This is a genomic window from Streptomyces sp. NPDC089799 (genome assembly GCF_040684755.1).
In the GTDB taxonomy this organism is placed as follows: domain Bacteria; phylum Actinomycetota; class Actinomycetes; order Streptomycetales; family Streptomycetaceae; genus Streptomyces.
The window spans coordinates 1-20,488 of record NZ_JBFBGR010000040.1 but is presented as its reverse complement, the minus strand read 5'-3'; the positions used below and the strand labels follow the sequence as shown (position 1 = coordinate 20,488).

Here is a 20,488-nt window from a genome sequence, read left to right as displayed (position 1 = left end):
TCCGAGGCCAACTTGTCTGAACAAGTTGGCCTCAGTAGGCCCGGCATCCATGACCTTCCGGTGAACGCGAGGCGACGAGATCAAGCCAATGAGCTGGACACTCTCTCGCCGTTCCGCTTCGGCCCGCTCTGCGCTTAGGCTGTACGTGACACGCAGGTAGCGCACAGTCAGCGTTCCGACACTCCGATGGGAAGGACGGGAGCCACACCGATGACGGCCCGGCACGAAGAGATCGCCGAGGAACTGCGCCGGGCGATCGACCGCGAGGAGTACGCGGTCGGGGCACTGCTGCCCGCCGAGACGGAACTGGCGGCCCGCTTCGGCGTCTCCCGCGGCACCGTCCGCCAGGCGGTGCTGGCGCTCACCGGCGAGGGCCTGATCGGCTCCCGCCAGGGCGCCCGCCGCGTGGTGCTGGCCAGCCGCCGCAGCCAGAGCTTCGCGGAACTGCGCAGCTTCGCCCAGTGGGCGGGCGCCATGGGCCGCACCGCCACGGGCCGGGTGGTGTCCTCGGAGTACCGGCCGGCCGACGACCGCGACGCCGTACGGCTCCAGGTGAAGGCCGGCACGCCCGTGCTGCACGTCCTGCGGCTGCGCGGGCTGGACGGCGAACCCGTCCTGCTGGAGCGCACCGTGTACGCGGACTGGATCGCACCCGCCGTCGAGCGCGTCGAGCCGGACTGCCCGTCGGTGACGCAGCGCCTGCTGGACGACACGGGGCTGGTGTTCGCGTACGGGGAGCACCTCATCGACGCGGTCGCCGCGGGCTCCCTGGACGCCGAGCTCCTCGGGGTGCGGCGGACCAGCCCGCTGCTGCGGGTGCGCCGGATCACCACCACTCGCGAGGGCCGTCCGGTCGAGTGGTCCGACGACCGCTACCGCTCGGACGCGGTCAGCTTCAGCGTGCACAACTCCATCGGCAACAACGCGCTGGCGCGCCGCACCGGCCCGGCCCTCGGGGACGCGTGAGCGCGCCCCCGCTCCCGACCGCGCCCCCGTACGCCGCCACTCCCCCGGGTGTCACCACTCCGCCGGGCGTCACCCGGCGACCGGGAGCCTCGGGAGTTCCGGGAGTCCGGGCTCGTACAGCCAGGCCCTGAGCAGGTCGTCCACCGGCTCGGTCGCGTAGCGGCCCACATGGGCGGTGAAGGCGGCGGTGGTGACCACGCCGTGCCGGTGCGCGGTGGCCCAGTCGCGCAGCATGACGAAGAACGCGGCGTCGCCCAGGGCGCAGCGCAGGGCGTGCAGGACGAGCCCTCCGCGCTGGTACAGCCGGTCGTCGAACATCAGCTTGCGGCCGGGGTCGGCCAGCCGCAGGTCCTGCGGTCTGACGGAGAGCAGCCGGTGGGCCGCCACCGCCAGTTCCTGGGCGCTGCGGCCCCCCGAGTGCTCGGACCACAGCCATTCGGCGTACTTGGCGAAGCCCTCGTTGAGCCAGATGTGCCGCCAGTCGGCGATGGTCACGCTGTTGCCGAACCACTGGTGCGCGAGCTCGTGGGCGATGAGCCGCTCCGAACCCCGCGCGCCGTCCACGTGGTTGGTGCCGAACAGGGAGAGTCCCTGGGCCTCCACCGGTACGTCGAGTTCCTCGTCGGCGATGACCACCGCGTACTCGCCGAACGGGTACGGGCCGAAGAGCTCCTCGAACACCCGCATCATGACCGGCTGGCGGGCGAAGTCCCGGGAGAAGCCGGGCAGCAGGTGCGGCGGCACGTGGGCGGTCTGCGGGACGCCGCCGAGCCCGGGGTCCCCGAGCAGCACCATCTGGTACGTGCCCACCGCCAGGCCGACCAGATAACTGGAGGTGGGCGCGGTCTGCTCGTACACCCAGGTGGTCGTGCTGGCCTTGGTGGTGCGGGTGAGCAGCCGGCCGCCGGCCACCACGGTGTAGGCGGACGGCGTGTTGACCGAGATCTGGTACGCGGCCTTGTCGGCGGGGCGGTCGTTGCACGGGAACCAGGAAGGGGCGCCGACCGGCTGGCTGGCGACCAGCGCGCCGTCGGTCAGCTCCTCCCAGCCGAGGCCGCCCCAGGGGCTGCGGACCGGCTTCGGATTGCCCGACCAGTGCACCTCCACGGTGAAGGCGGCGCCGGCGGGCAGCGGCTTGGCCGGCCGGATCCGGAGCTTGCCGCCGCGGTGGACGTAGTGCGGGGCGCGGCCGTCGACCGCCACCCGGCCGATCCGGAACTCCGCCAGGTTGAGGTGGAACTCGGTCAGGGGGCGCCCGGCGATGGCGCTGAGCCGGGCGGTGCCGGCCAGCCGGTTGGGGCCGGGCCGGTAGTCCAGGGCGAGTTCGTACCGGTGCACGTGGTACCGGGGGTCGCCGTTGGCCGGGAAGTAGGGGTCGGACCCCGGTGTCTGCTGGCCGCTCACTGCCGCTTCCGCTCCCTGCCCTGTGCTCGTGGGCCGCCTCGTACCGGCCGGCCGGCTCCCGCCCGCGGGCCCGCCCGTGCCCTTGGGCGCGCCCGTGCCCTTGGGCGTGCCTTTGCCCGTGGGCGCGCCCTTGTCCGTGGGCCGTGCGTTCACGACCGCCACGCCTCGATGGGGTTGCCCAGCCAGCGGCTGTCCTCGGGGACGGACTCCCCCGCCATCACGAGGGAGGCGGGGCCGAGGGTACTGCGGGCCCCGACGGTGCTCCCGGGCAGGACGATCCCGCCCGGGCCGAGGGTGGCGCCCTCCTGGAGGACCACAGTATCCATCTGCAGGATCCGGTCGTGGAAGAGGTGTGTCTGGAGCACGCAGCCGCGGTTCACGCTGACGGCGTCACCGAGGACGACCAGGTCCGTCTCGGGCAGCCAGTAGCTCTCGCACCACACTCCCCGGCCGATACGGGCCCCCAGCGCGCGCAGCCACACCACCAGCAGCGGCGTACCGGACAGCGATCCGGCCAGCCACGGCACGGCCAGGACCTCGACGAAGGTGTCGGCCAGCTCGTTGCGCCACACGAAGCCGCTCCACAGCGGGTGCTGACCGGCCCGGTGCCGGCCCACCAGCAGCCACTTCGCGGCCACCGCGACCAGGCACGCTGCCGCACCCGCGGCGAGCAGCACCACCCCGGACAGCGCCGCCGCGACCCACACGCCCGGGCCGCCCTCCGAGGCGAGCGCCCAGAGCGCGGCCACGGCGAGCACGGCCAGTGCCGCCGAGCAGAACACCGGGACGAGCCTGCACAGCTCCACCGCCCCGCGCGCCCAGAGCAGCCGGGCCGGCGGGTCGTACGTGCGCAGCGGGTCGGCGGCCGCGGCCGGCCGGGGCAGCCGGACCGGCGGCAGGCCCAGGTACGAGCTGCCCTTCTTGGCCTTCTTGGGGGTGGCGGACAGGACGCCGACCAGTCCCCCGTCCGGCACGGTACGGCCGGGTGCGGTCATCCCGGAGTTGCCGAGGAAGGCGCGGCGGCCGATCTCGGAGCTCCCGATCCGCACCCAGCCGCCGCCCAGTTCACAGGGCGCGGCCAGGGTGTCGTCGGCGAGGAACGCTCCGTCGCCGACGGTGGTCAGACTGGGCAGCGCCAGCACCGTGGACACCTCGGCGCCCCGCCCGATCTTCATCCCGAGCAGGCGCAGCCACACCGGGGTGATCAGCCCCGCGTACAGCGGGAACAGCGTCTGCCGGGACAGGTCCATCAGCTGGCTGACCGTCCACGCCTGCCAGGCGACCCGGCTGTGGGTGGGGTGGCTGCCCGGACGGAGGCCGATGCTCAGCGCCCGGACGCCGACCATCAGCAGCAGGGCGTAGGCGAGACCGAAGGCGAGCGCGGCGGGCACCACGGCGAGCAGGGCCCCGCCCAGGGCCCGGGCGGGTCCGGCGCCGGAGGGCACGAAGCGGGTCAGCACCAGCAGGGCGGGCACGCCTGCGCACAGCGGCAGGGCCACGAAGGAGAACCCCGTCGCCCCGTACATGGCCCGCCAGTGGAGCGACCGGGGCGGGCGCAGCGCGGGCCAGTTGTGCTTGGCCCGGCCGAGTTTGACCGCGGGTGCCCCGGCCCAGCGCTGGCCGGTCGGGATCTGCCCGGTCACCGAGGAGCCGGGGGCCACCTCGGCCCGCTTGCCGACCCGCGCTCCCGGGAACAGCACGCTGCGGGTGCCGACCACGGCCCCCGCGCCGACCTTGACCGGGCCGATGACCAGGCGGTCCCCGTCCAGCCAGTGGCCGCAGAGGTCCACCTCGGGTTCCACGGCGCAGCCCCGGCCCAGCTTGAGCATGCCGGTGACCGGGGGCATGGAGTGGAGGTCCACGTCGGGCCCGACCTTGGCCCCGAGGGCGCGCGCGTACCGCTCCAGCCAGGAGCCCGTGAGCGAGGCGGCGCCGGCGCATTCGGCGAGGCGTTCGGCGGTCCAGAGCCGCAGGTGCACGCCCCCGCCCCGGGGGTGGTGTCCCGGAGCCACCCCGCGCAGCAGGAGCCGGGCGCCGCCGGCGGCGATCGCCAGCCGGCCCGGCGGGCTGTAGAACAGGGCGGCACCGACGGCGACCGGCCACCAGGAGACGGCCGGGGCCCACGGGTAGGGGCCGAAGAGGTGCAGTACGTTGCCCAGCGCCAGCACCGCCACCGTCCAGCGCAGGCCGGCCACGGTGGCCAGCGGCAGCATCAGCAGGCACTGCGCCACCTGGGTGCGGCGGGGGACGGGTGCCACGGTCCGGGCCGCGGTGTCCTCCTGCGCGGACTTCTCCAGCCGCCGGGCCAGCTTGCGCAGGGTGGGCTGCTGGTAGACGTCGAGTACGGCCGCGGCCGGGAAGCGGGTCCGCAGCAGGGTGGTGAGCCGGGCGGCCGCGAGACTGCCGCCGCCGATCGCGAAGAAGTCGTCGTCGGCGCCGGTGACGGCCACGCCGAGGATCTCCCGCCACTGCCGGGCGAGCCATGCCTCGGTGCCGTGCAGCCGCTCCGCGGGGCCTCCGGCGGGCTGCGTGTCCGGCAGGGGCCAGGGCAGTGCGTCCCGGTCCACCTTGCCGGAGGTACGGGTCGGCAGCTCGCCGACCGGCGCGAGCAGCGGCACCAGGGCGGCGGGCAGCGCGGCCCGCAGCCGCTCGACGGACGCCGCGTGGTCCCAGTCCGGCTGGGTGACGAGGTAGCCGACGAGCAGCTGGTTGCCGGCGCCCGAGGTGCGTACGGCGGCGGCCGCGGCGGACACCCCGGGCAGCGCCTGCAGGGCCGCGTCCACCTCGCCCAGTTCGATCCGGCGCCCTCCGAGCTTCACCTGCTCGTCGCCGCGGCCGAGGAAGACCAGGCCTTCCGGTTCGGCCCGGACGAGGTCGCCGCTGCGGTAGGCGCGGGTCCAGCCGAGGGCCTCCAGCGGCACGTACTTCTCGGCGTCCTTCGCCGGGTCGAGGTAGCGGGCCAGGCCCACGCCGCCGATCACGAGCTCGCCGCTGCCGCCCATCGGCACCGGCTCGCCCGCCGCGTCGACCACGGCCAGTTCCCAGCCGTGCAGCGGCAGGCCGATCCGGACCGGCTCCTCCCCGGTCAGCAGCGAGGCGCAGGCGACGACGGTCGCCTCGGTGGGGCCGTACGTGTTCCAGACCTCGCGGCCCTCGGTGACCAGGCGGCGGCCCAGCTCGGGCGGGCACGCCTCGCCCCCGAAGATCAGCAGCCGGACCTCGTTGAGGGCCTCGGGCTCCCAGAGCGCGGCCAGGGTCGGCACGGTGGAGACCACGGTGATCTCCTGCTCAACCAGCCAGGGGCCGAGGTCGGCGCCGCTGCGCACCCGGGAGCGGGGTACGGGCACCAGGCAGGCGCCGTGCCGCCAGGCCAGCCACATCTCCTCGCAGGACGCGTCGAAGGCGACGGACAGCCCGGCCATGACCCGGTCGCCGGGTCCGATCGGCTCGTCGGCGAGGAAGAGCGCGGCCTCGGCGTCCACGAAGGCGGCAGCGCTGCGGTGGGTGACGGCGACGCCCTTGGGCCTGCCGGTGGAGCCCGAGGTGAAGATGATCCAGGCGTCGTTCCCGGGGTCGGGGCGGGGGGCGGCGGCGCCGGCCGCCCGGGCGGGTGTCCGCCCGTGGGCCAGGCCGCGGATCCGGTCGGCGGGCCGGTCGGGGGCGTGGCCGCCGGCGGAGGAAGGAGCGGGGCCGGCCGTCCCGAGGCCGCCGATCGCGTCGACCACACCGATCGCGTCGATCGTGTCAATCGCGTCGACTACGTCGATGCGGTGTCCGGCACCGAGCACCGCGCGCACCCCGGCCTCGGCGAAGACCAGCTCGGCGCGCTCGTCCGGGTCCTCGGCGTCCACCGGTACGTAGGCGGCACCGGCGGCGAGCACCGCGAGGACGGCCGCGTACAGCTCGCTCGTGCCGGACGGCACGCGTACCCCGACCCGGTCGCCGAGGCCGATCCCGGCCGCCGCGAGGGCCCGCCGGCGCCGCTCGACCTCGGCGGCCAGGGCCCGGTAGGTCAGTCTGGCGGTGCCGTCGTCCAGCGCGAGCTCGTCCGGGTGTGCCCGTACGGAGGCGTCGAAGATGTCGACGAGGGTGCGCGGCCGGGCGGCGGGCCCGGTGGAGAACCGGGCGGATTTCCCGCTCTCCTCCTGCCCCGGCTCCCCCGGCATCGCGCCGTCGTCGGTCAGAGTGAGTTCACCGTGCTCGGGTGTGGCTGCCATCGGCCCTCACGTGTCGGCCCGGACTGGTCCGGGTGCCGGTGTGTCCCGGTTCGCTCCGGGTTGTTCCGTTACCTCACCAAACAGCCTTCCAGTTTAGTACACGGGTCGTGACGATGGGTGACTTCTGTGCACAGAGGGAATCCGCCGCCGACCCCGAGCCGGCCGGACGACGGAAAACCCCACCCCCGGCGCCGGGATCAGAATCCGGCCTTGATGCGGCCCTGCACGTCGGTCTGCGCGTCGGTCTGTGGGGGGTCCACGGGCAGCTCGGTCCCGAACCCGCCGGTCCCGTTCCCGGTCCCGTTGCCGTTCGCGTTGCCGTTGCCGTTCTGCGGGGGATCCACGGGCAGCTCGGTCCCGAACCCGCCGGTCCCGTTCCCGGTCCCGTTCCCGTTCCCGGTCCCGTTGCCGTTCGCGTTGCCGTTGCCGTTCCCGTTCTCGTTGCCGGTCCGGTTGCGGTCACCGGACGGGCCCGTGGGACCTGTCGGTACGTCACGAGGAGGAGCGATGCCCGTGTTCCCGTTGGGGAGGTTCAGCTCGTGCTTGGGCTTGTGATTGCGCTTGTGTCCGTGCCGGTCCGACCCGTCGCGGTCCGACCCGTCGTCGGAGACCGTGGCATGGACACCCGCCGGTGATTCCACCGACGAGGCGAACGCGCTCGCCGGGGCGATGACGGCCCCGCCGATCAGGGCCCCCGAGACGGTGAGCAGGGTGAGGGTGCGCTTTCCGGAGGCGCGCTTCATCAGAAGTCTCCTTCGCGGGATTCCCGGGCCGGCGGCCCGGGCCGGATGACACTTCCATTGCATCCCTGGAGGCCGGGCGGGTCATGCCACCGGATCCCGGGACTTGACAGCCGCAGTCCGGGGATCCTGCATCCGGGACCGGGGGTCCGGGTCTTGCCCGTCCCGGACCCCGTCAGCGGGCAGCTGCGGGTACGCGCATCCAGTGGCCGGTGGTGGTCCAGCCCTGGAAGCGGCGCGCCAGGCCGCCGAGCCCGGTGCCGTCGGCGTCGAAGGTGCCGCCGGCCGCGACCAGGCGCAGGCCGGCGATCGCCGGGGCCAGGCGGGCGGCCGTCTGCCACGGCTGCCCGGCCGCTTCCGCCGCCAGCCGCTGCACCAGCGCGGTCTGCCGGCCGGGCGGGCACAGCGACAGGAAGAACAGCATCTGCCGCCAAGCGTACGCCGCGTCCTTGATGGTGCCCAGCGGGCGCGGATGGCCGTGGACGCGGGCGACCAGGCGGCACACCGCCGAGAATGCCTGCTCGGCCAGGGCCTCCCAGCCGGCCTCCGGGGCGATGTCCGCGCGCCGTACCAGGACCGCCAGGTTGTGGGTGGTCAGGATCTGCGCCTGCTCGATGACGGTGCCGTTGGCGGCCGGCGACCAGGAGCGGGCCGATCCCGACCCGGCCCGTTCGCCGCACAGCCGGTCGAAGGCGGGGGCCGACCGGGCCTGGTGCGTCCGGCCGATGCCGTCGGCGGCGTGGACCACCGCCATGTTCCGCACGGCCGCGCAGTCGATGCCGTAGTAGCGGGCGTAGAGGCTGTCCTCCAGGAGGTCGGCGGCGATGCGCGCGGCGTTCAGGAACTTGGGGCTGAACGTGCCCATGAAGATGTCGGCCGCGAGCTCCTCGGTGAACGGCGCCGAGAGGTCGGCCCGGCGCGCCAGGTGGGACATCTCCCGCACCAGCGGGTTGGGCAGCAGCGTGCCCGGGAACGCGCCGACGGCCAGGCCGCCGAGCCGGCGCAGCGCGGCCTCGGCCGCCGCCCGGGCCCGGGCCTCCGTGCCGTCGTCGCTGCCGTGGCCGGCGACCGCGCGCACCCAGGGCAGCTCGTCGACCCGCACCTGGTGCGCCAGGTTGAGCAGCAGCAGCGAACGGCGGTTGCGGAACGCCCGGTACGTCGCCGCCGCCAGGGTGCGCAGGGCCGGGTCGGCGTGGCGCTGCGCCGTGGCGTTGGCCACGAGCTGCGGGACGAGTTCGGCCAGCACCTCCGCGGACGGGACCAGGCCGCGCGCGACCAGTTCCTCCGGCGGGGCGCTGAGCGAGGTGCGGACCACCTGGCGCAGGCGCGCCGGGACGGCGGTCCCCGCGGGCAGGCCCGTCCCTGCGGCCTCCGCCTCCGTGACCGGTGCGAGCGGGCCGTCGACGTCGGGCGTGCCGGCCCGCTGGTCCAGCTCTCCGAGCCGGTCCACCACGACGGCGGCGATCTCGTGGTGCGCGGGCAGGGCCGCCTGGCGGGCCTGCACGGCGCGCAGCCGCGCGTGCCGGTCCGAGCCGGGCAGGCCGCGCTTGGCGACCATCGAGGTCACGGCCTGGCGCAGCAGCCCGGCGAGCCGGGGCGCGAGCGGTCGGCCCGCGGCGGTCTCCTCCAGGGCGCGCAGCATGATCCCGGCGTTGGACTTCGGGTCGCGGTGCTTGCGGCACCGGGTGTGGGTGTCCGCGAGGACGCGGTAGCGCTCCAGCAGGGCGCCGGCGCGCACGCGCGCGTCCGCGCCGGCCCGCGGGCCGGCGGGGCGCGCAGGGGCGGACGGACGCACGGCTTCGGACGGGCGCGCCGCTTCGGACCGGCCCGCACTCACCTGCCCGGCCGCACCGGCGTCGACGCCGGTGCCGTCGCCGGTGCCGTCGCCGTGCTCCAGCCAGAAGCCGAGCAGTTCGTCGTCGAAGGGACGCCAGACGGCCAGTGCTTCCCGCTGGGTCTCGATCGCGGCCTTGGGACCGCGGGCGCGCAGCGCGTCCGAGACCTCGCCGACGCTGCGCCGGTGCACGGCGCTCGCGTCGGGAGCGGGCCGGTCGGTGGGGCGGGGCAGGAAGCGCAGCCGGTCGGCGAACGGCTGAAGCTCCGTCACGAGGGCCGCGGCCGTGTCGAAGTCGTCGGCCCGGACGAGCCAGGCGACGGTCAGCAGGGCCGCCTCCTCGGGCAGGGACACCTCGTAGCGGCCGGTGTCCAGCAGCCGCCACAGCTCCGCGAGGCCCTGCTCGGTCAGTGCGTGCGCGAACAGCGCGGCCCGGTCGGCGGGGACGCCGGCCCGGCGGGCGGCCTCCGCCTCGTGCGGGGCGAGGGGTCCGCCGGCAGCGGGCGTCCCGGTGGCGAAGCCGCCGCGGACGACCTCGGGGGTGACCCAGGCGGGCAGTCCGGCGACCGGAGTGCGCGAACCGATGGTCAGACTGCCGTCCGCCATGCCGGCGAGCACCGCACGCCACTTCTGCATCCGGCCGTGTGCGCGGTCGCGGGTGGCCTGGTCGGCGTGCGACTCGGAGGTGCGCAGCGCACGCGCCAACTGGCCTGCGGCGTACGACGCAGAGACGGTGGCGGGGGTTGCAGTGGTGGTGGCGAGGCCGGCCTGCGCGGTCACGGGCGTCGTCCCGGCGGGACGGCCGGGGGTCGTCTGGGGCTGCTGGTCAGCGTTCTCGTTCATAAGCCGGCGTGGCAGGATCTGCCCCTGCGCCCCCCGGGTAGGAAGCCCGGTGCTCTGACTGACTGAGCTACACGCCGTTCGATGTGGACGACCCTAGGCGTCATCCCCCGGGCCCGGCAATCGAATTGCGCTGCACCGGCAGCGGGCACGCCGCGGCCCCGGCCATGGTCCGCCGGACAGGCCCTAGAGCTCCTCCTCCATGCCGATGGCGTCTTCCAGGTCCTTGCGCGCCCCGTCCGGGCGGCCCTGCCCCTCCTCCAGCAATGCCCTGGCGATCGCGTCGAGCTTGCGCTGGATCGCGTGTTCGGCACGGCGTTCGGCGTTCTTGAGCAGGGCGAGCAGGAGCAGGGAGACCGCACCCATCGCATCGCCCACGAGGTGCTGCCACTCGACGGGCAGGCCGAGGACGTGCACGGTCACGAACGCGGCGACCAGGGCCACGCAGAAGCAGGAGAACAGGGCGGAGCTGGTGAAGTTCGAGGCCAGCTCGGCGAGGCGCTCGAACCGCCCACCACGGCCGTCGTCCCGCCGCTTCGCCGGGTGCTGAAAGGCCATACCGGGCACCTGCCCGCCCCACGCCCCGCCACACCCGCCTGCCGGCACACCCGCCCGCGGCACGCACCGGAGGGGAGCCGGTCAGGACCCCGGCAGCACGAGCCGGATCTCGGAGAAGGCGAGGCCGTGCTCACCGGTCAGCACCCCGGGCGACCTCATCCCACCACACGCACGGAAGGCACCGGGCCCGGGGTCCGGCCCCACCGTCGGGGCCGGGGCGCCCCGAGCCGTCCGGGGAGCTCCCGGACCGGCCCTGCGCTTCCCGGAACCGGTGCCGCGCCCCGGGGCGTGCCCGGGCGACCCGGGCGGCCGGTCCTGACGAGCCGTGACCGGCGGACTCGCCGAACCTCCGGAAGACAGGCCCGCAGGCGACCGGGACCGGCCCCGGTACAGGGGCCGGGGAACCCGCCGGAGCGCGGGTCGCGTCCGGGCCGCGGGCGGCCGGTCCCGCGTGCGCCCGCCGACCGGCCCTGGGCGGGACCGCTTTCGGGTGACCCCGCTGCCCGGCGGAGCCGCGGCGCGCGGCGGTGTCCCGGATCATCGCTGGCGGCCGGTCCCGCACGGGGCGCGGTCACGGTTCACGGACGCCGGGTGCGCTCACGTCGTCGGCGGCACGCACCTCCGCCGTGGCAGTGGGTACCCGCCGCGCCGGCGGGGGCGTACCCGCCGCTTCCGCGGGAGCGCGCTCGCCCCCGCCGGCCGGGCGCATCCGCCACCTCGGCGGTGGCGCGCGGCCGGTCGGGTGGTGCCGCGCGGCGGCGCGTCGCGCGGCCCGTCCGCCGGTGCCCGTGCCCACCGACCCCCGCCCCGAACGCCGGAGACCACGTGCACATCCTGCTCGTCGCGAGTGCCTTCAACAGCCTGACCCAGCGCGTCCACACCGAGCTCCGCGACCACGGCCACCGGGTGTCCGTGGAGCTCGCCGTGCCCGGGGCGTCCCTCGCCGGCGCCGTCGACCGCCATGACCCCGACCTGGTCGTGGCGCCGATGCTGCGGACCGCGCTGCCCGAGGAGGTCTGGTCGCGGCGCACCTGCCTGATCGTGCACCCCGGCCCGCCCGGCGACCGGGGCCCGTCCTCCCTGGACCACGCCCTGCACGACGGCGCCGCCCGCTGGGGGGTGACCGTGCTGCAGGCGAACGCCGAGATGGACGCCGGGGACGTGTGGGCGGCCGCGGAGTGCGAGGTGCCGGAGGTCGGCAAGAGCTCGCTGTACCGGGGCGAGATCGCCGACGCCGCCCTGGAGGCCGTCCTCCTCGCCGTGGAGCGTTTCACGTCCGGGACGTACGCACCCCTCCCCCAGGGACCGGCCGCGGCGCGGCCGCCGGTGCGGCAGGCCGACCGCCGCATCGACTGGGCGCGGGACTCCACCGCCCGGGTGCTGTCCCGGCTGCGCGCCGCCGACTCCCTGCCCGGCGTACGGGACGAACTGCTGGGCGCCGAGTGGTACCTGCACGGCGGGTACCCGGAGGAGCGGCTGCGCGGTACGCCCGGCGACCTGCTGGCCACCCGGGCCGGGGCGGTCTGCCGGGCCACCGCGGACGGGGCGGTGTGGATCCCCGAGCTGCGGGCCGTACGCGTCCCCTCCGGGCCCGCCCCGGTACGGCTGCCGGCCACGCTGGCCCTCGGCGAGCGGCTGCCGGACCTCCCGGAGGTACCGGCCCCGCCGGGGCCGGCCGGCCGGCCCGGCACCTGGTCGGACGTCGGCTACCACGAGGAGGGCCCGGTCGGCTTCCTGAGCTTCGCGTTCCCCGGCGGCGCCATGAGCACCGACCGCTGCCGGCGGCTGCTGGACGCCTACCGGACCGCGTGCACCCGCCCCACCTCGGTCCTGGTCCTCGGCGGCGGCCGCGACTTCTTCTCCAACGGCATCCACCTCGGCGTCATCGAGGCCGCGGCGGATCCCGCGGCCGAGTCCTGGGCCAACATCAACGCGATGGACGACCTGGTGGAAGCGGTGCTGACCACCACCGACCGGCTGGTCGTCGCCGCGCTGGGCGGCAACGCGGCGGCCGGCGGCGCGATGCTGGCCCTGGCCGCCGACGAGGTCTGGTGCCGGGCCGGCACGGTCCTCAACCCGCACTACCGGCTGATGGGCCTGTACGGCTCGGAGTACTGGACGTACACCCTGCCGCGCCGGGCGGGCGCCGCGGCCTCGGAGCGGCTGATGGCCCAGGCGCTTCCGATGGGGGCGGCCGCCGCGGTCCGGGCCGGCCTGGCCGACCGTACGATCGGCTGCTCCCCCGACGCCTTCGCCGGGGAGACGGCCCGCCTGGCCGTCCGCCTGGCCGCCCTGCCCCGGACCCAGGCCCGGATCGGCGCGAAGAAGGAACGGCGCGAGCGGGACGAGGCGGAGCGGCCGCTCGCCGCGTACCGCGCGGCCGAGCTCGCCCGGATGCGGGCCGTGTTCGACGACCCCGCCGCGCCCTACCACGCACTGCGCCGGGCCTTCGTCCACAAGGAGCCCCTGACCGCCACCCCGCCGCACCTCACGCAGCGTGATCACCGGACCGGCCGAACATGAGCGCGCACGTCCCCGCACCCCCTGCTAGCAAGAAGGGTGGGGCCGTGCACCGGCCCCTCCCCGACCACCTCCCCGAGGAGGCATCCGCATGAACGCCAGCCCCGCGGTCGCGGCGGACGACCCCCCGATCCACATCCTCTGGATCAATGCCGGCCTGAGCTGCGACGGGGACTCCGTCGCCCTTACGGCGGCCATGCAGCCCAGCATCGAGGAGATCGTGACAGGCGCCCTGCCGGGCCTGCCGAAGATCCAGGTGCACTGGCCCCTGATCGACTTCGAGTGCGGGCCGGTGGGCGGCGCCGACACGTTCATCGAGTGGTTCTTCAAGGGCGAGCGCGGCGAGATCGATCCGTTCGTGCTGGTCGTCGAGGGGTCCGTCCCCAACGAGCAGATCAAGCGCGAGGGCTACTGGTGCGGTTTCGGCGACGACCCGCAGACAGGACAGCCGATCACCACCAGCGAGTGGATCGACCGGCTGGCGCCGAAGGCCCTCGCCGTCGTCGCCATCGGCACCTGTGCGACGTACGGCGGCATCCACGCCATGGAGGGCAACCCGACCGGTGCCATGGGCGTGCCCGACTACCTGGGCTGGAACTGGAAGTCCCAGGCCGGGATCCCGATCGTGTGCGTGCCGGGCTGCCCCATCCAGCCCGACAACTTCGCCGAGACGCTCACCTACCTGCTCTACCAGGCGGCCGGCTCGGCCCCGATGATCCCGCTCGACGACAAGCTGCGTCCGACCTGGCTGTTCGGCGCCACCGTGCACGAGGGCTGCGACCGGGCCGGCTACTACGAGCAGGGCCAGTTCGCGCACACCTACGACTCCCCCAAGTGCCTGGTCAAGATGGGCTGCTGGGGTCCGGTCGTGAAGTGCAACGTGCCCAAGCGGGGCTGGATCAACGGAGTGGGCGGCTGCCCGAACGTGGGCGGCATCTGCATCGCCTGCACCATGCCCGGCTTCCCGGACAAGTTCATGCCGTTCATGGACGAGCCGCCCGGCGCGAAGGTGTCCGCCACGGCCAGCGGCGCGTACGGCGCGGTGATCCGCAAGCTCCGGGCGATCACCGCCCACACGGTGGACGAGGAGCCCAAGTGGCGCCGGACCGGCACGAAGATCACCACCGGCTACCGGCCGCCGTGGTGACCTCCCCGGCCCGCACCCGCAGGTCCGCACGCTCCTCCGGCCGCCTCCGCACCTCCGGCCACCCCCGTTCCTCCCGCTTCCCCCACCCCCTCACTTCCCCTTAACAGGAAGGGTCACGGCAGACACGATGGCAGCGAACACGAAGGCGGCCGGTGACGGCAGTGGCCTGGTGGAGATGTCCTGGGATCCGATCACCCGGATCGTGGGCAGTCTCGGCATCCACACGAAGATCGACTTCAAGCAGAAGCGGGTCGCCGAGTGCTACAGCACCTCGTCGGTCTTCCGCGGCTACAGCGTGTTCATGCGGGGCAAGGACCCGCGGGACGCGCACTTCATCACCAGCCGGATCTGCGGCATCTGCGGGGACAACCACTCGACCTGTTCGGTGTACGCGCAGAACATGGCCTACGGGGTGAAGCCCCCGCACCTCGGCGAGTGGATCATCAACCTCGGCGAGTCGGCCGAGTACATGTTCGACCACAACATCTTCCAGGAGAACCTGGTCGGGGTCGACTACTGCGAGAAGATGGTCCGGGAGACCAACCCGGGCGTGCTGGAGCTCGCCGAGCGCACCGAGGCCCCGCACGCCGCCGACCACGGCTACCGCACCATCGCCGACATCATGCGCTCCCTCAACCCCATCGAGGGCGAGTTCTACCGCGAGGCGCTCCAGGTCAGCCGCTACACGCGGGAGATGTTCTGCCTGATGGAGGGGCGCCACGTGCACCCCTCCACGCTCTACCCGGGCGGTGTGGGCACCGTCGCGTCCGTGCAGCTGTTCACCGACTACATGAGCCGGCTGATGCGGTACGTGGAGTTCATGAAGCGGGTGGTGCCGCTCCACGACGACCTGTTCGACTTCTTCTACGAGGCCCTGCCCGGGTACGAGGAGGTCGGCCGCCGCCGGGTCATGCTGGGCTGCTGGGGCGCCCTCAACGACCCCGAGCACTGCGACTTCACCTACGCCAACATGACCGACTGGGGACGGAAGATGTTCGTCACCCCGGGCGTGGTGGTGGACGGCAAGCTGGTCACCAACGACCTCACCGAGATCAACCTCGGCATCCGGATCCTGCTGGGCAGCTCGTACTACGAGGACTGGGCCGGACAGGAGCAGTTCGTCACGCACGACCCGCTCGGGAACCCGGTGGACCCGCGCCACCCGTGGAACCAGCACACCATCCCGGCCCCGCAGAAGCGGAACTTCGACGACAAGTACAGCTGGGTGATGTCCCCCCGCTGGTTCGACGGCAAGGACCACCTGGCCCTGGACACCGGCGGCGGCCCCCTCGCCCGCCTGTGGTCCACGGCCCTGTCCGGCCTGGTCGACGTCGGGTACGTCAAGGCCACCGGGCACAGCGTGGTCATCAACCTGCCGCGCACCATGACCAAGCCGGAGACCACCTTCGAGTGGCGGATCCCCAAGTGGAGCAACGCCCTGGAGCGCAACCGCGCCCGGACGTACTTCCAGGCGTACGCGGCCGGCATCGCGCTGCACTGCGCCGAGCAGGGGCTCGCCGAGGTCCGGGCCGGACGCACCCAGACCTGGGAGAAGTTCGAGGTGCCGGACGAGTCCATCGGCTGCGGGTTCACCGAGGCGGTGCGCGGCGTGCTCTCGCACCACATGGTGATCCGCGAGGGCAAGATCGCCAACTACCACCCGTACCCGCCGACCCCGTGGAACGCCAGCGTGCGCGACTCCTACGGCACCCCGGGACCGTACGAGGACGCGGTGCAGAACACGCCGATCTTCGAGGAGAACTCCCCGGAGAACTTCAAGGGCATCGACATCATGCGGGCCGTGCGCAGCTTCGACCCCTGCCTGCCCTGCGGTGTGCACATGTACGTCGGCAGCGGCAAGACCGTCAAGCAGATGCACGTGCCCACCGGGCTGAGCGGACTGGGCGGATGAGCGCGACCGCCGCCGGGGTCCCGGTCGCGGCCGGAGCACGGGGTTCCCGGCCCGCCGACGCCGCCGAGGCGGGCCGGCGGGTCGAGGAGGTCCTGGACGGGCTGGCCGCGACCGGCGACCGGGCGGCCTGCGCGGCCGCCGAGGAACTCGTCCGGGTCCTGATGGAGTTCTACGGGGCCGGGCTGGCCCGGCTGACGGCCGGCCTGGAACCGGCCCGCCTCACCCCGCTGCTCGACGACGTGCTGGTGGGGAGCCTGCTGGCCCTGCACGACCTGCACCCGGAGGACGTGCGCGCGCGCATCGGCCGGGTGCTGGCGGCGGCCCCGCAGCCGGTGGAGCTGGTCGCCTTCGACCCGGACACCGGTGCCGTGCGGCTGCGCCCCGCGGAGTCCGCCGGCGCGGGCGGCGGGTGCGGCTGCGGCGGGCCCGACGTACGGGCGCTGGAGGACTCCTTCGCGGCGCTGGTGCCCGAGGTGGCCTCGGTGGAGCTGGAACCGGCCGCGCCCGCCCGGCCGCTGCTCCAGATCGGCAGCCGGCCGCCGGCCGCGGCCCCGGCCCGGGCGCGGTGAGCGCCCCCGCGCCGGGGGCGGCCGCCCCGGCCCGGCGGCCGCGCGGACTGCGCCGGTTCGCCGGGCCGCGGCCGCCGCGCCCCGAACGGTGCGAGCTGTGCGGGACGGACGTGTCCGGGGACGGGCACCGCCACCTGGTCGAGGTCGAGCGGCGGACCCTGGTCTGCGCCTGCCCCGCCTGCGCGATGCTCTTCGACCGGCCCGGGGCCGCCACCGGGCGGTTCCGGGCCGTCCCGGACCGGTACCTGTCCGATCCCGCGCACCGGCTCGACGCGTCCGCCTGGGACCGGCTCCAGATCCCCGTCGGGGTGGCGTTCTTCTTCCGCAACGCCGCCCTCGACCGGCTCGTCGCCCTCTACCCCAGCCCGGCCGGCGCCACCGAGAGCGAACTGGACCCCGGGCTGTGGCAGACGGTGCTGGAGGCCACCCCGCTGGCAGGCATGCTGAGCCCGGACGTCGAGGCGCTGCTCGTGCACCGGGAGGACGGCCGCACCGGCTGCCACCTGGTGCCGATCGACGTCTGCTACCGCCTGGTGGGGCGGATGCGGCTGCTCTGGCAGGGCTTCGACGGCGGGGCCGAGGCACGGGCCGCGCTGCGGGAGTTCTTCGCCGAGGTCGAGCGGCGGGCCCGTCCCCTGGACGGCGGGCAGGCCGCCGCGACCGTGCGCACGGTCTCCGGCGGCGGGGTGGTGCGGCCGTGACCGACCTCGACTTCTCCTGCACGGGCGTACGCGCCGACCCGTACGCCGCGGGCCCCACCCTGGTGTTCCGGCTGCGGATCACCGCGGCCCCGGACACCCGGGTGCACGCCCTGGCGCTCCGCTGCCAGCTGCGCATCGAACCCGCCCGGCGCGGCTACGGGACCGAGGAGGCGGCCGGGCTCACCGACCTGTTCGGCGAACGCTCCCGCTGGCACAGCACCCTCCACCCGGTGCAGTTCGCCCAGGTGTCGCTGATGGTGCCCTCCTTCACCGGCTCCACCGAGGTCGACCTGCCGGTGCCGTGCACGTACGACATGGACATCGCGGCCACCCGCTACTTCGCGGCGCTCCGCGAGGGCGAGGCACCGCTGCTCCTGCTCTTCTCCGGTACGGCGTTCACCGGGGCCGGGGGTTTCCGGGTGGCCCCGGTGGCCTGGGACCGCGAGGCCCCGGTGCGCCTCCCGGTGGCCGTGTGGCGGGAGATGATGGAGCAGCACTTCCCGGGCTGCGGCTGGCTGCGGCTGCCCCGCGAATCGATGGACGCACTGCTCGCCTACCGGTCCCGGCACGCGCTCGCGTCCTGGGAGGCGACGGTGGCGTCCCTGCTGGCGGCGGCCGGCGGCGCGGATCCGGACGCCGGGTCCGCGGGCGGTGCCTGTGCGGGCGATGCGTGTGCGGGCGATGCGTGTGCGGGCGATGAACCTGCGGCCCGCTCTTCCGGGGCGGCCGGGGCTTCCGGGGCGCCCGGAGCCTCCGGGGCGGCCGCCCCGCCGCCCCCGGCCGGATCCGTCCCGGTGCGGCCGGGTGCCCTGTTGTCCCGTTCCGGTGGGAGGCCGCCGCGATGACCACCACCCAGGCTCCGCCGGCCGGTCTGTCCGGCACGGCGGGCGGGGATCCCTTCGTCCATGCCCGGCAGGTCGCCGACGCCGTCCTGTTCGAGGGCTACGTCCTCTACCCCTACCGTGCTTCGGCCGCCAAGAACCGGCTGCGCTGGCAGTTCGGCGTCCTCGTCCCGCCCGCCTGGGGGCCCGCGCACGGCGAGCATTCGGCCGCGCAGACCCAGCTGCTGATGGAGCCGCGGGGTGCCGCCGAACTCGCCGTCGAGCTGCGCTTCCTGCACGCGATGCGGCGTACCGTCCAGCGGGCCGGACCCGGCGGATTCTCCGACACCGACGCCCTCCACCTGGCCGACCGGGTCCTGGTCCCCTGGGACGAGGCCGCCGAGGAACGGGTGGAGTTCCGGCTACCGGTGGCCGGGCTCACCGGCGACGGGCTGGTCTTCCCCTTCTCCCGGCCCGCCCGGGAGGAGACCGAGCACGTGCTCGACGAGGCCGGCCGGACCGTGGGACGGCTCGTCCGTCGGAGCGCACCCGTACACGGCACGGTCCGGCTGCACGCAGACGAACTCGACGTCCCCTACCGGGCGTTCCGGCTCACCGCCGTCGTGGAGAACACCAGCGGCTGGCAGCCGGAGGACGGCATCGAGGCCGCCGACCGGGACGCGGCCCTGCCCCGGTCGCTGGTCGCGGCGCACCTGCTGCTCGGCCTGAGCGCCGGGGCCTTCCTGTCGATGACGGACCCCCCGGAGTGGGCCCGGCACGAAGTGGCCGCGTGCGGGAACCGGCACACCTGGCCGGTGCTGGCCGGCGGGCCCGGCCGGACCGACGTGGTGCTGTCCTCCCCGATCATCCTGGAGGACCATCCCGCGATCGCGCCCGAGAGCGCCGGCGCCATGTACGACGCCCTCGAGATCGACGAGATCCTGGCCCTGCGCACCGCGGCCCTGACCGACGAGGAGAAGCGGGAGGCGCGCGGCACGGACGACCGGGCCGCCGCCGTGATCGACCTCGCCGACTCGCTGCCCGCGGAGGTCCTGGACCGGCTGCACGGCGCGGTGCGGTCCCTGCGCGAGATCACCGGGCAGCCGGCGTCCGGAGCGGGGGCCGCGTCCGGCCCGCAGGCGGAATCCGGCGAGGAGGGCGCCCTGTTCCGGCCCGAGTCGCCCTGGTGGGATCCCGCCGGGTCGGACGCGGGGCCCCCGCCGCCGGAGTGGATCCACCTCGACGGCGTCCCGGTGGGCGCGGGCAGCCGGGTGCGGCTGCGGCCCGGAGCCCGGCGCACCGACGCCCAGGACCTGTTCCTCCGGGACCGGACCGCGCTGGTGGAGGCGCTACTGCACGACGTGGACGGGGAGGTGCACCTCGCGGTCACCGTGGAGGGCGACCCGGGCGCCGACATCCGCCGCGAGCAGGGCCGCTTCCTGTACTTCAAGCCGGACGAGGTCACCCCCCTGGAGGAGGCTCGGTGAGCGGTGGAACCCTGGTCGCGGGCATCGGGAACGTCTTCCTCGGCGACGACGGGTTCGGCGTGGAGGCGGTGCGCGAACTGTCCCGGCACCCACTGCCCGAGGGGACCGAGGCGGTGGACTTCGGCGTGCGCGGCGTCCACCTCGCGTACCAGATGCTCGACGGGTACGACACCGTGGTCCTGGTCGACGCCACCGCCCGCGGCGGCGCGCCCGGCACCCTGTACCTGATCGATGCGGACCCGGCCGGCGGACCGCCGCCCGCGGCCCCGGGCGGCCCCGGCGGGGCGCCGGTGCTCGACGGCCACCACATGACCCCCGACACGGTGCTCGCCCTGCTCGGCACGCTGTGCGCGGGCACGGGCGGGACCCCGCCGCGGCGGGTCCTCGTCCTGGGCTGCGAACCGGCCCGCGTGGAGGAGGGCATCGGGCTCAGCGGCCCGGTGGCCGCCGCCGTGCCGGAGGCCGTACGGATGGTCCTGGACCTGATCGGTACCGCTGAACTCCGCAACAGCTGAACTCCGCGACCGCTGAACTCCGAAACCGCTGAACTCCGCAACCGCTGAACCGAGGAGATGCGCATGACCAAATCAGCCGCCGGCGGGGCGTTCCTCGCCGCCGTCGCAGCCGCCGTCATGGTGATGGTGCTGCCCGACATCAGGCGGTACCTGCACATCCGCAGGATCTGACCCGCCCCTACGGCCCCGCACCCCCCGTGGCGGGAGTAGAGCATGCCGGCGTGGCCCATGGCGATGCCGTCGTCGACCGCGATGGT

The 20,488-nt window shown here is 74.8% G+C and carries 13 protein-coding genes, 1 tRNA gene and 1 pseudogene; 9 read left to right on the top strand and 6 right to left on the bottom strand.

Annotated features, from left to right (window positions below):
* The first annotated feature begins 210 nt into the window (after positions 1-210).
* The gene (locus AB0O36_RS31380; RefSeq protein WP_365116031.1) at positions 211-966 is read left to right on the top strand and encodes a GntR family transcriptional regulator; all 756 of its coding nucleotides are present in this window, start codon (positions 211-213) and stop codon (positions 964-966) included.
* Positions 967-1,035: 69 nt separating this feature from the next.
* Here AB0O36_RS31380 and AB0O36_RS31375 read toward each other — a convergent pair whose 3' ends face one another.
* From AB0O36_RS31375 to AB0O36_RS31350, 6 genes are all read right to left on the bottom strand, one after another.
* On the bottom strand, positions 1,036-2,370 hold the full coding sequence (locus AB0O36_RS31375) for a M1 family metallopeptidase (RefSeq protein ID WP_365116030.1): 1,335 nt from the start codon (positions 2,368-2,370) through the stop codon (positions 1,036-1,038).
* 149 nt (positions 2,371-2,519) lie between these two features.
* Positions 2,520-6,536, bottom strand: coding sequence for a Pls/PosA family non-ribosomal peptide synthetase (locus AB0O36_RS31370; RefSeq protein ID WP_365116088.1), 4,017 nt, complete (start codon positions 6,534-6,536; stop codon positions 2,520-2,522).
* Positions 6,537-6,784: 248 nt separating this feature from the next.
* Positions 6,785-7,330: a hypothetical protein gene (locus AB0O36_RS31365; RefSeq protein WP_365116029.1), complete on the bottom strand. Its 546-nt coding sequence runs from the start codon at positions 7,328-7,330 to the stop codon at positions 6,785-6,787.
* Positions 7,331-7,502: 172 nt separating this feature from the next.
* Positions 7,503-10,004, bottom strand: coding sequence for a hypothetical protein (locus AB0O36_RS31360; RefSeq protein WP_365116028.1), 2,502 nt, complete (start codon positions 10,002-10,004; stop codon positions 7,503-7,505).
* Positions 10,005-10,007: 3 nt separating this feature from the next.
* Positions 10,008-10,081: transfer RNA gene (locus AB0O36_RS31355), tRNA-Gly, on the bottom strand.
* A 106-nt stretch (positions 10,082-10,187) separates the two neighbouring features.
* Positions 10,188-10,559, bottom strand: a complete 372-nt coding sequence (locus AB0O36_RS31350; RefSeq protein ID WP_365116027.1) for a hypothetical protein — start codon at positions 10,557-10,559, stop codon at positions 10,188-10,190.
* An 825-nt stretch (positions 10,560-11,384) separates the two neighbouring features.
* Between AB0O36_RS31350 and AB0O36_RS31345 the strand changes: the two genes are divergently transcribed.
* From AB0O36_RS31345 to AB0O36_RS31310, 8 genes and pseudogenes are all read left to right on the top strand, one after another.
* Positions 11,385-13,082, top strand: a complete 1,698-nt coding sequence (locus tag AB0O36_RS31345; protein ID WP_365116026.1) for an enoyl-CoA hydratase-related protein — start codon at positions 11,385-11,387, stop codon at positions 13,080-13,082.
* 88 nt (positions 13,083-13,170) lie between these two features.
* On the top strand, positions 13,171-14,226 hold the full coding sequence (locus AB0O36_RS31340) for a hydrogenase expression protein HypE (protein ID WP_365116025.1): 1,056 nt from the start codon (positions 13,171-13,173) through the stop codon (positions 14,224-14,226).
* 127 nt (positions 14,227-14,353) lie between these two features.
* A complete protein-coding gene (locus AB0O36_RS31335; protein WP_365116024.1) occupies positions 14,354-16,138 on the top strand; it encodes a nickel-dependent hydrogenase large subunit in 1,785 nt (594 codons plus the stop codon).
* Positions 16,135-16,707, top strand: a complete 573-nt coding sequence (locus AB0O36_RS31330) for a hypothetical protein (protein WP_365116023.1) — start codon at positions 16,135-16,137, stop codon at positions 16,705-16,707. The genes AB0O36_RS31335 and AB0O36_RS31330 overlap by 4 nt, the downstream gene beginning before the upstream one ends.
* The gene (locus AB0O36_RS31325) at positions 16,704-17,408 is read left to right on the top strand and encodes a DUF5947 family protein (RefSeq protein ID WP_365116022.1); all 705 of its coding nucleotides are present in this window, start codon (positions 16,704-16,706) and stop codon (positions 17,406-17,408) included. Before AB0O36_RS31330 ends, AB0O36_RS31325 begins: the two co-directional genes overlap by 4 nt.
* Positions 17,405-18,040, top strand: a pseudogene (locus AB0O36_RS31320) (DUF6084 family protein); the annotation flags it as partial. The gene AB0O36_RS31325 and the pseudogene AB0O36_RS31320, both read left to right, overlap by 4 nt.
* 209 nt (positions 18,041-18,249) lie before the next feature.
* Entirely contained in the window at positions 18,250-19,716 is a 1,467-nt protein-coding gene (locus AB0O36_RS31315) for a hypothetical protein (protein ID WP_365116021.1), read from the top strand.
* Positions 19,713-20,231 (top strand): hydrogenase maturation protease, encoded by a 519-nt coding sequence (locus AB0O36_RS31310; protein ID WP_365116020.1) that lies wholly within the window; start codon positions 19,713-19,715, stop codon positions 20,229-20,231. Before AB0O36_RS31315 ends, AB0O36_RS31310 begins: the two co-directional genes overlap by 4 nt.
* The last annotated feature ends 257 nt before the right edge of the window (positions 20,232-20,488 follow it).

Coding starts and splice junctions, on each gene's coding strand:
- AB0O36_RS31380 (WP_365116031.1), top strand. CDS start 211: ATGACGGCCCGGCACGAAGAGATCGCCGAGGAACTGCGCCGGGCGATC.
- AB0O36_RS31370 (WP_365116088.1), bottom strand. CDS start 6,536: ATGCCGGGGGAGCCGGGGCAGGAGGAGAGCGGGAAATCCGCCCGGTTC.
- AB0O36_RS31365 (WP_365116029.1), bottom strand. CDS start 7,330: ATGAAGCGCGCCTCCGGAAAGCGCACCCTCACCCTGCTCACCGTCTCG.
- AB0O36_RS31360 (WP_365116028.1), bottom strand. CDS start 10,004: ATGAACGAGAACGCTGACCAGCAGCCCCAGACGACCCCCGGCCGTCCC.
- AB0O36_RS31350 (WP_365116027.1), bottom strand. CDS start 10,559: ATGGCCTTTCAGCACCCGGCGAAGCGGCGGGACGACGGCCGTGGTGGG.
- AB0O36_RS31340 (WP_365116025.1), top strand. CDS start 13,171: ATGAACGCCAGCCCCGCGGTCGCGGCGGACGACCCCCCGATCCACATC.
- AB0O36_RS31335 (WP_365116024.1), top strand. CDS start 14,354: ATGGCAGCGAACACGAAGGCGGCCGGTGACGGCAGTGGCCTGGTGGAG.
- AB0O36_RS31330 (WP_365116023.1), top strand. CDS start 16,135: ATGAGCGCGACCGCCGCCGGGGTCCCGGTCGCGGCCGGAGCACGGGGT.
- AB0O36_RS31315 (WP_365116021.1), top strand. CDS start 18,250: ATGACCACCACCCAGGCTCCGCCGGCCGGTCTGTCCGGCACGGCGGGC.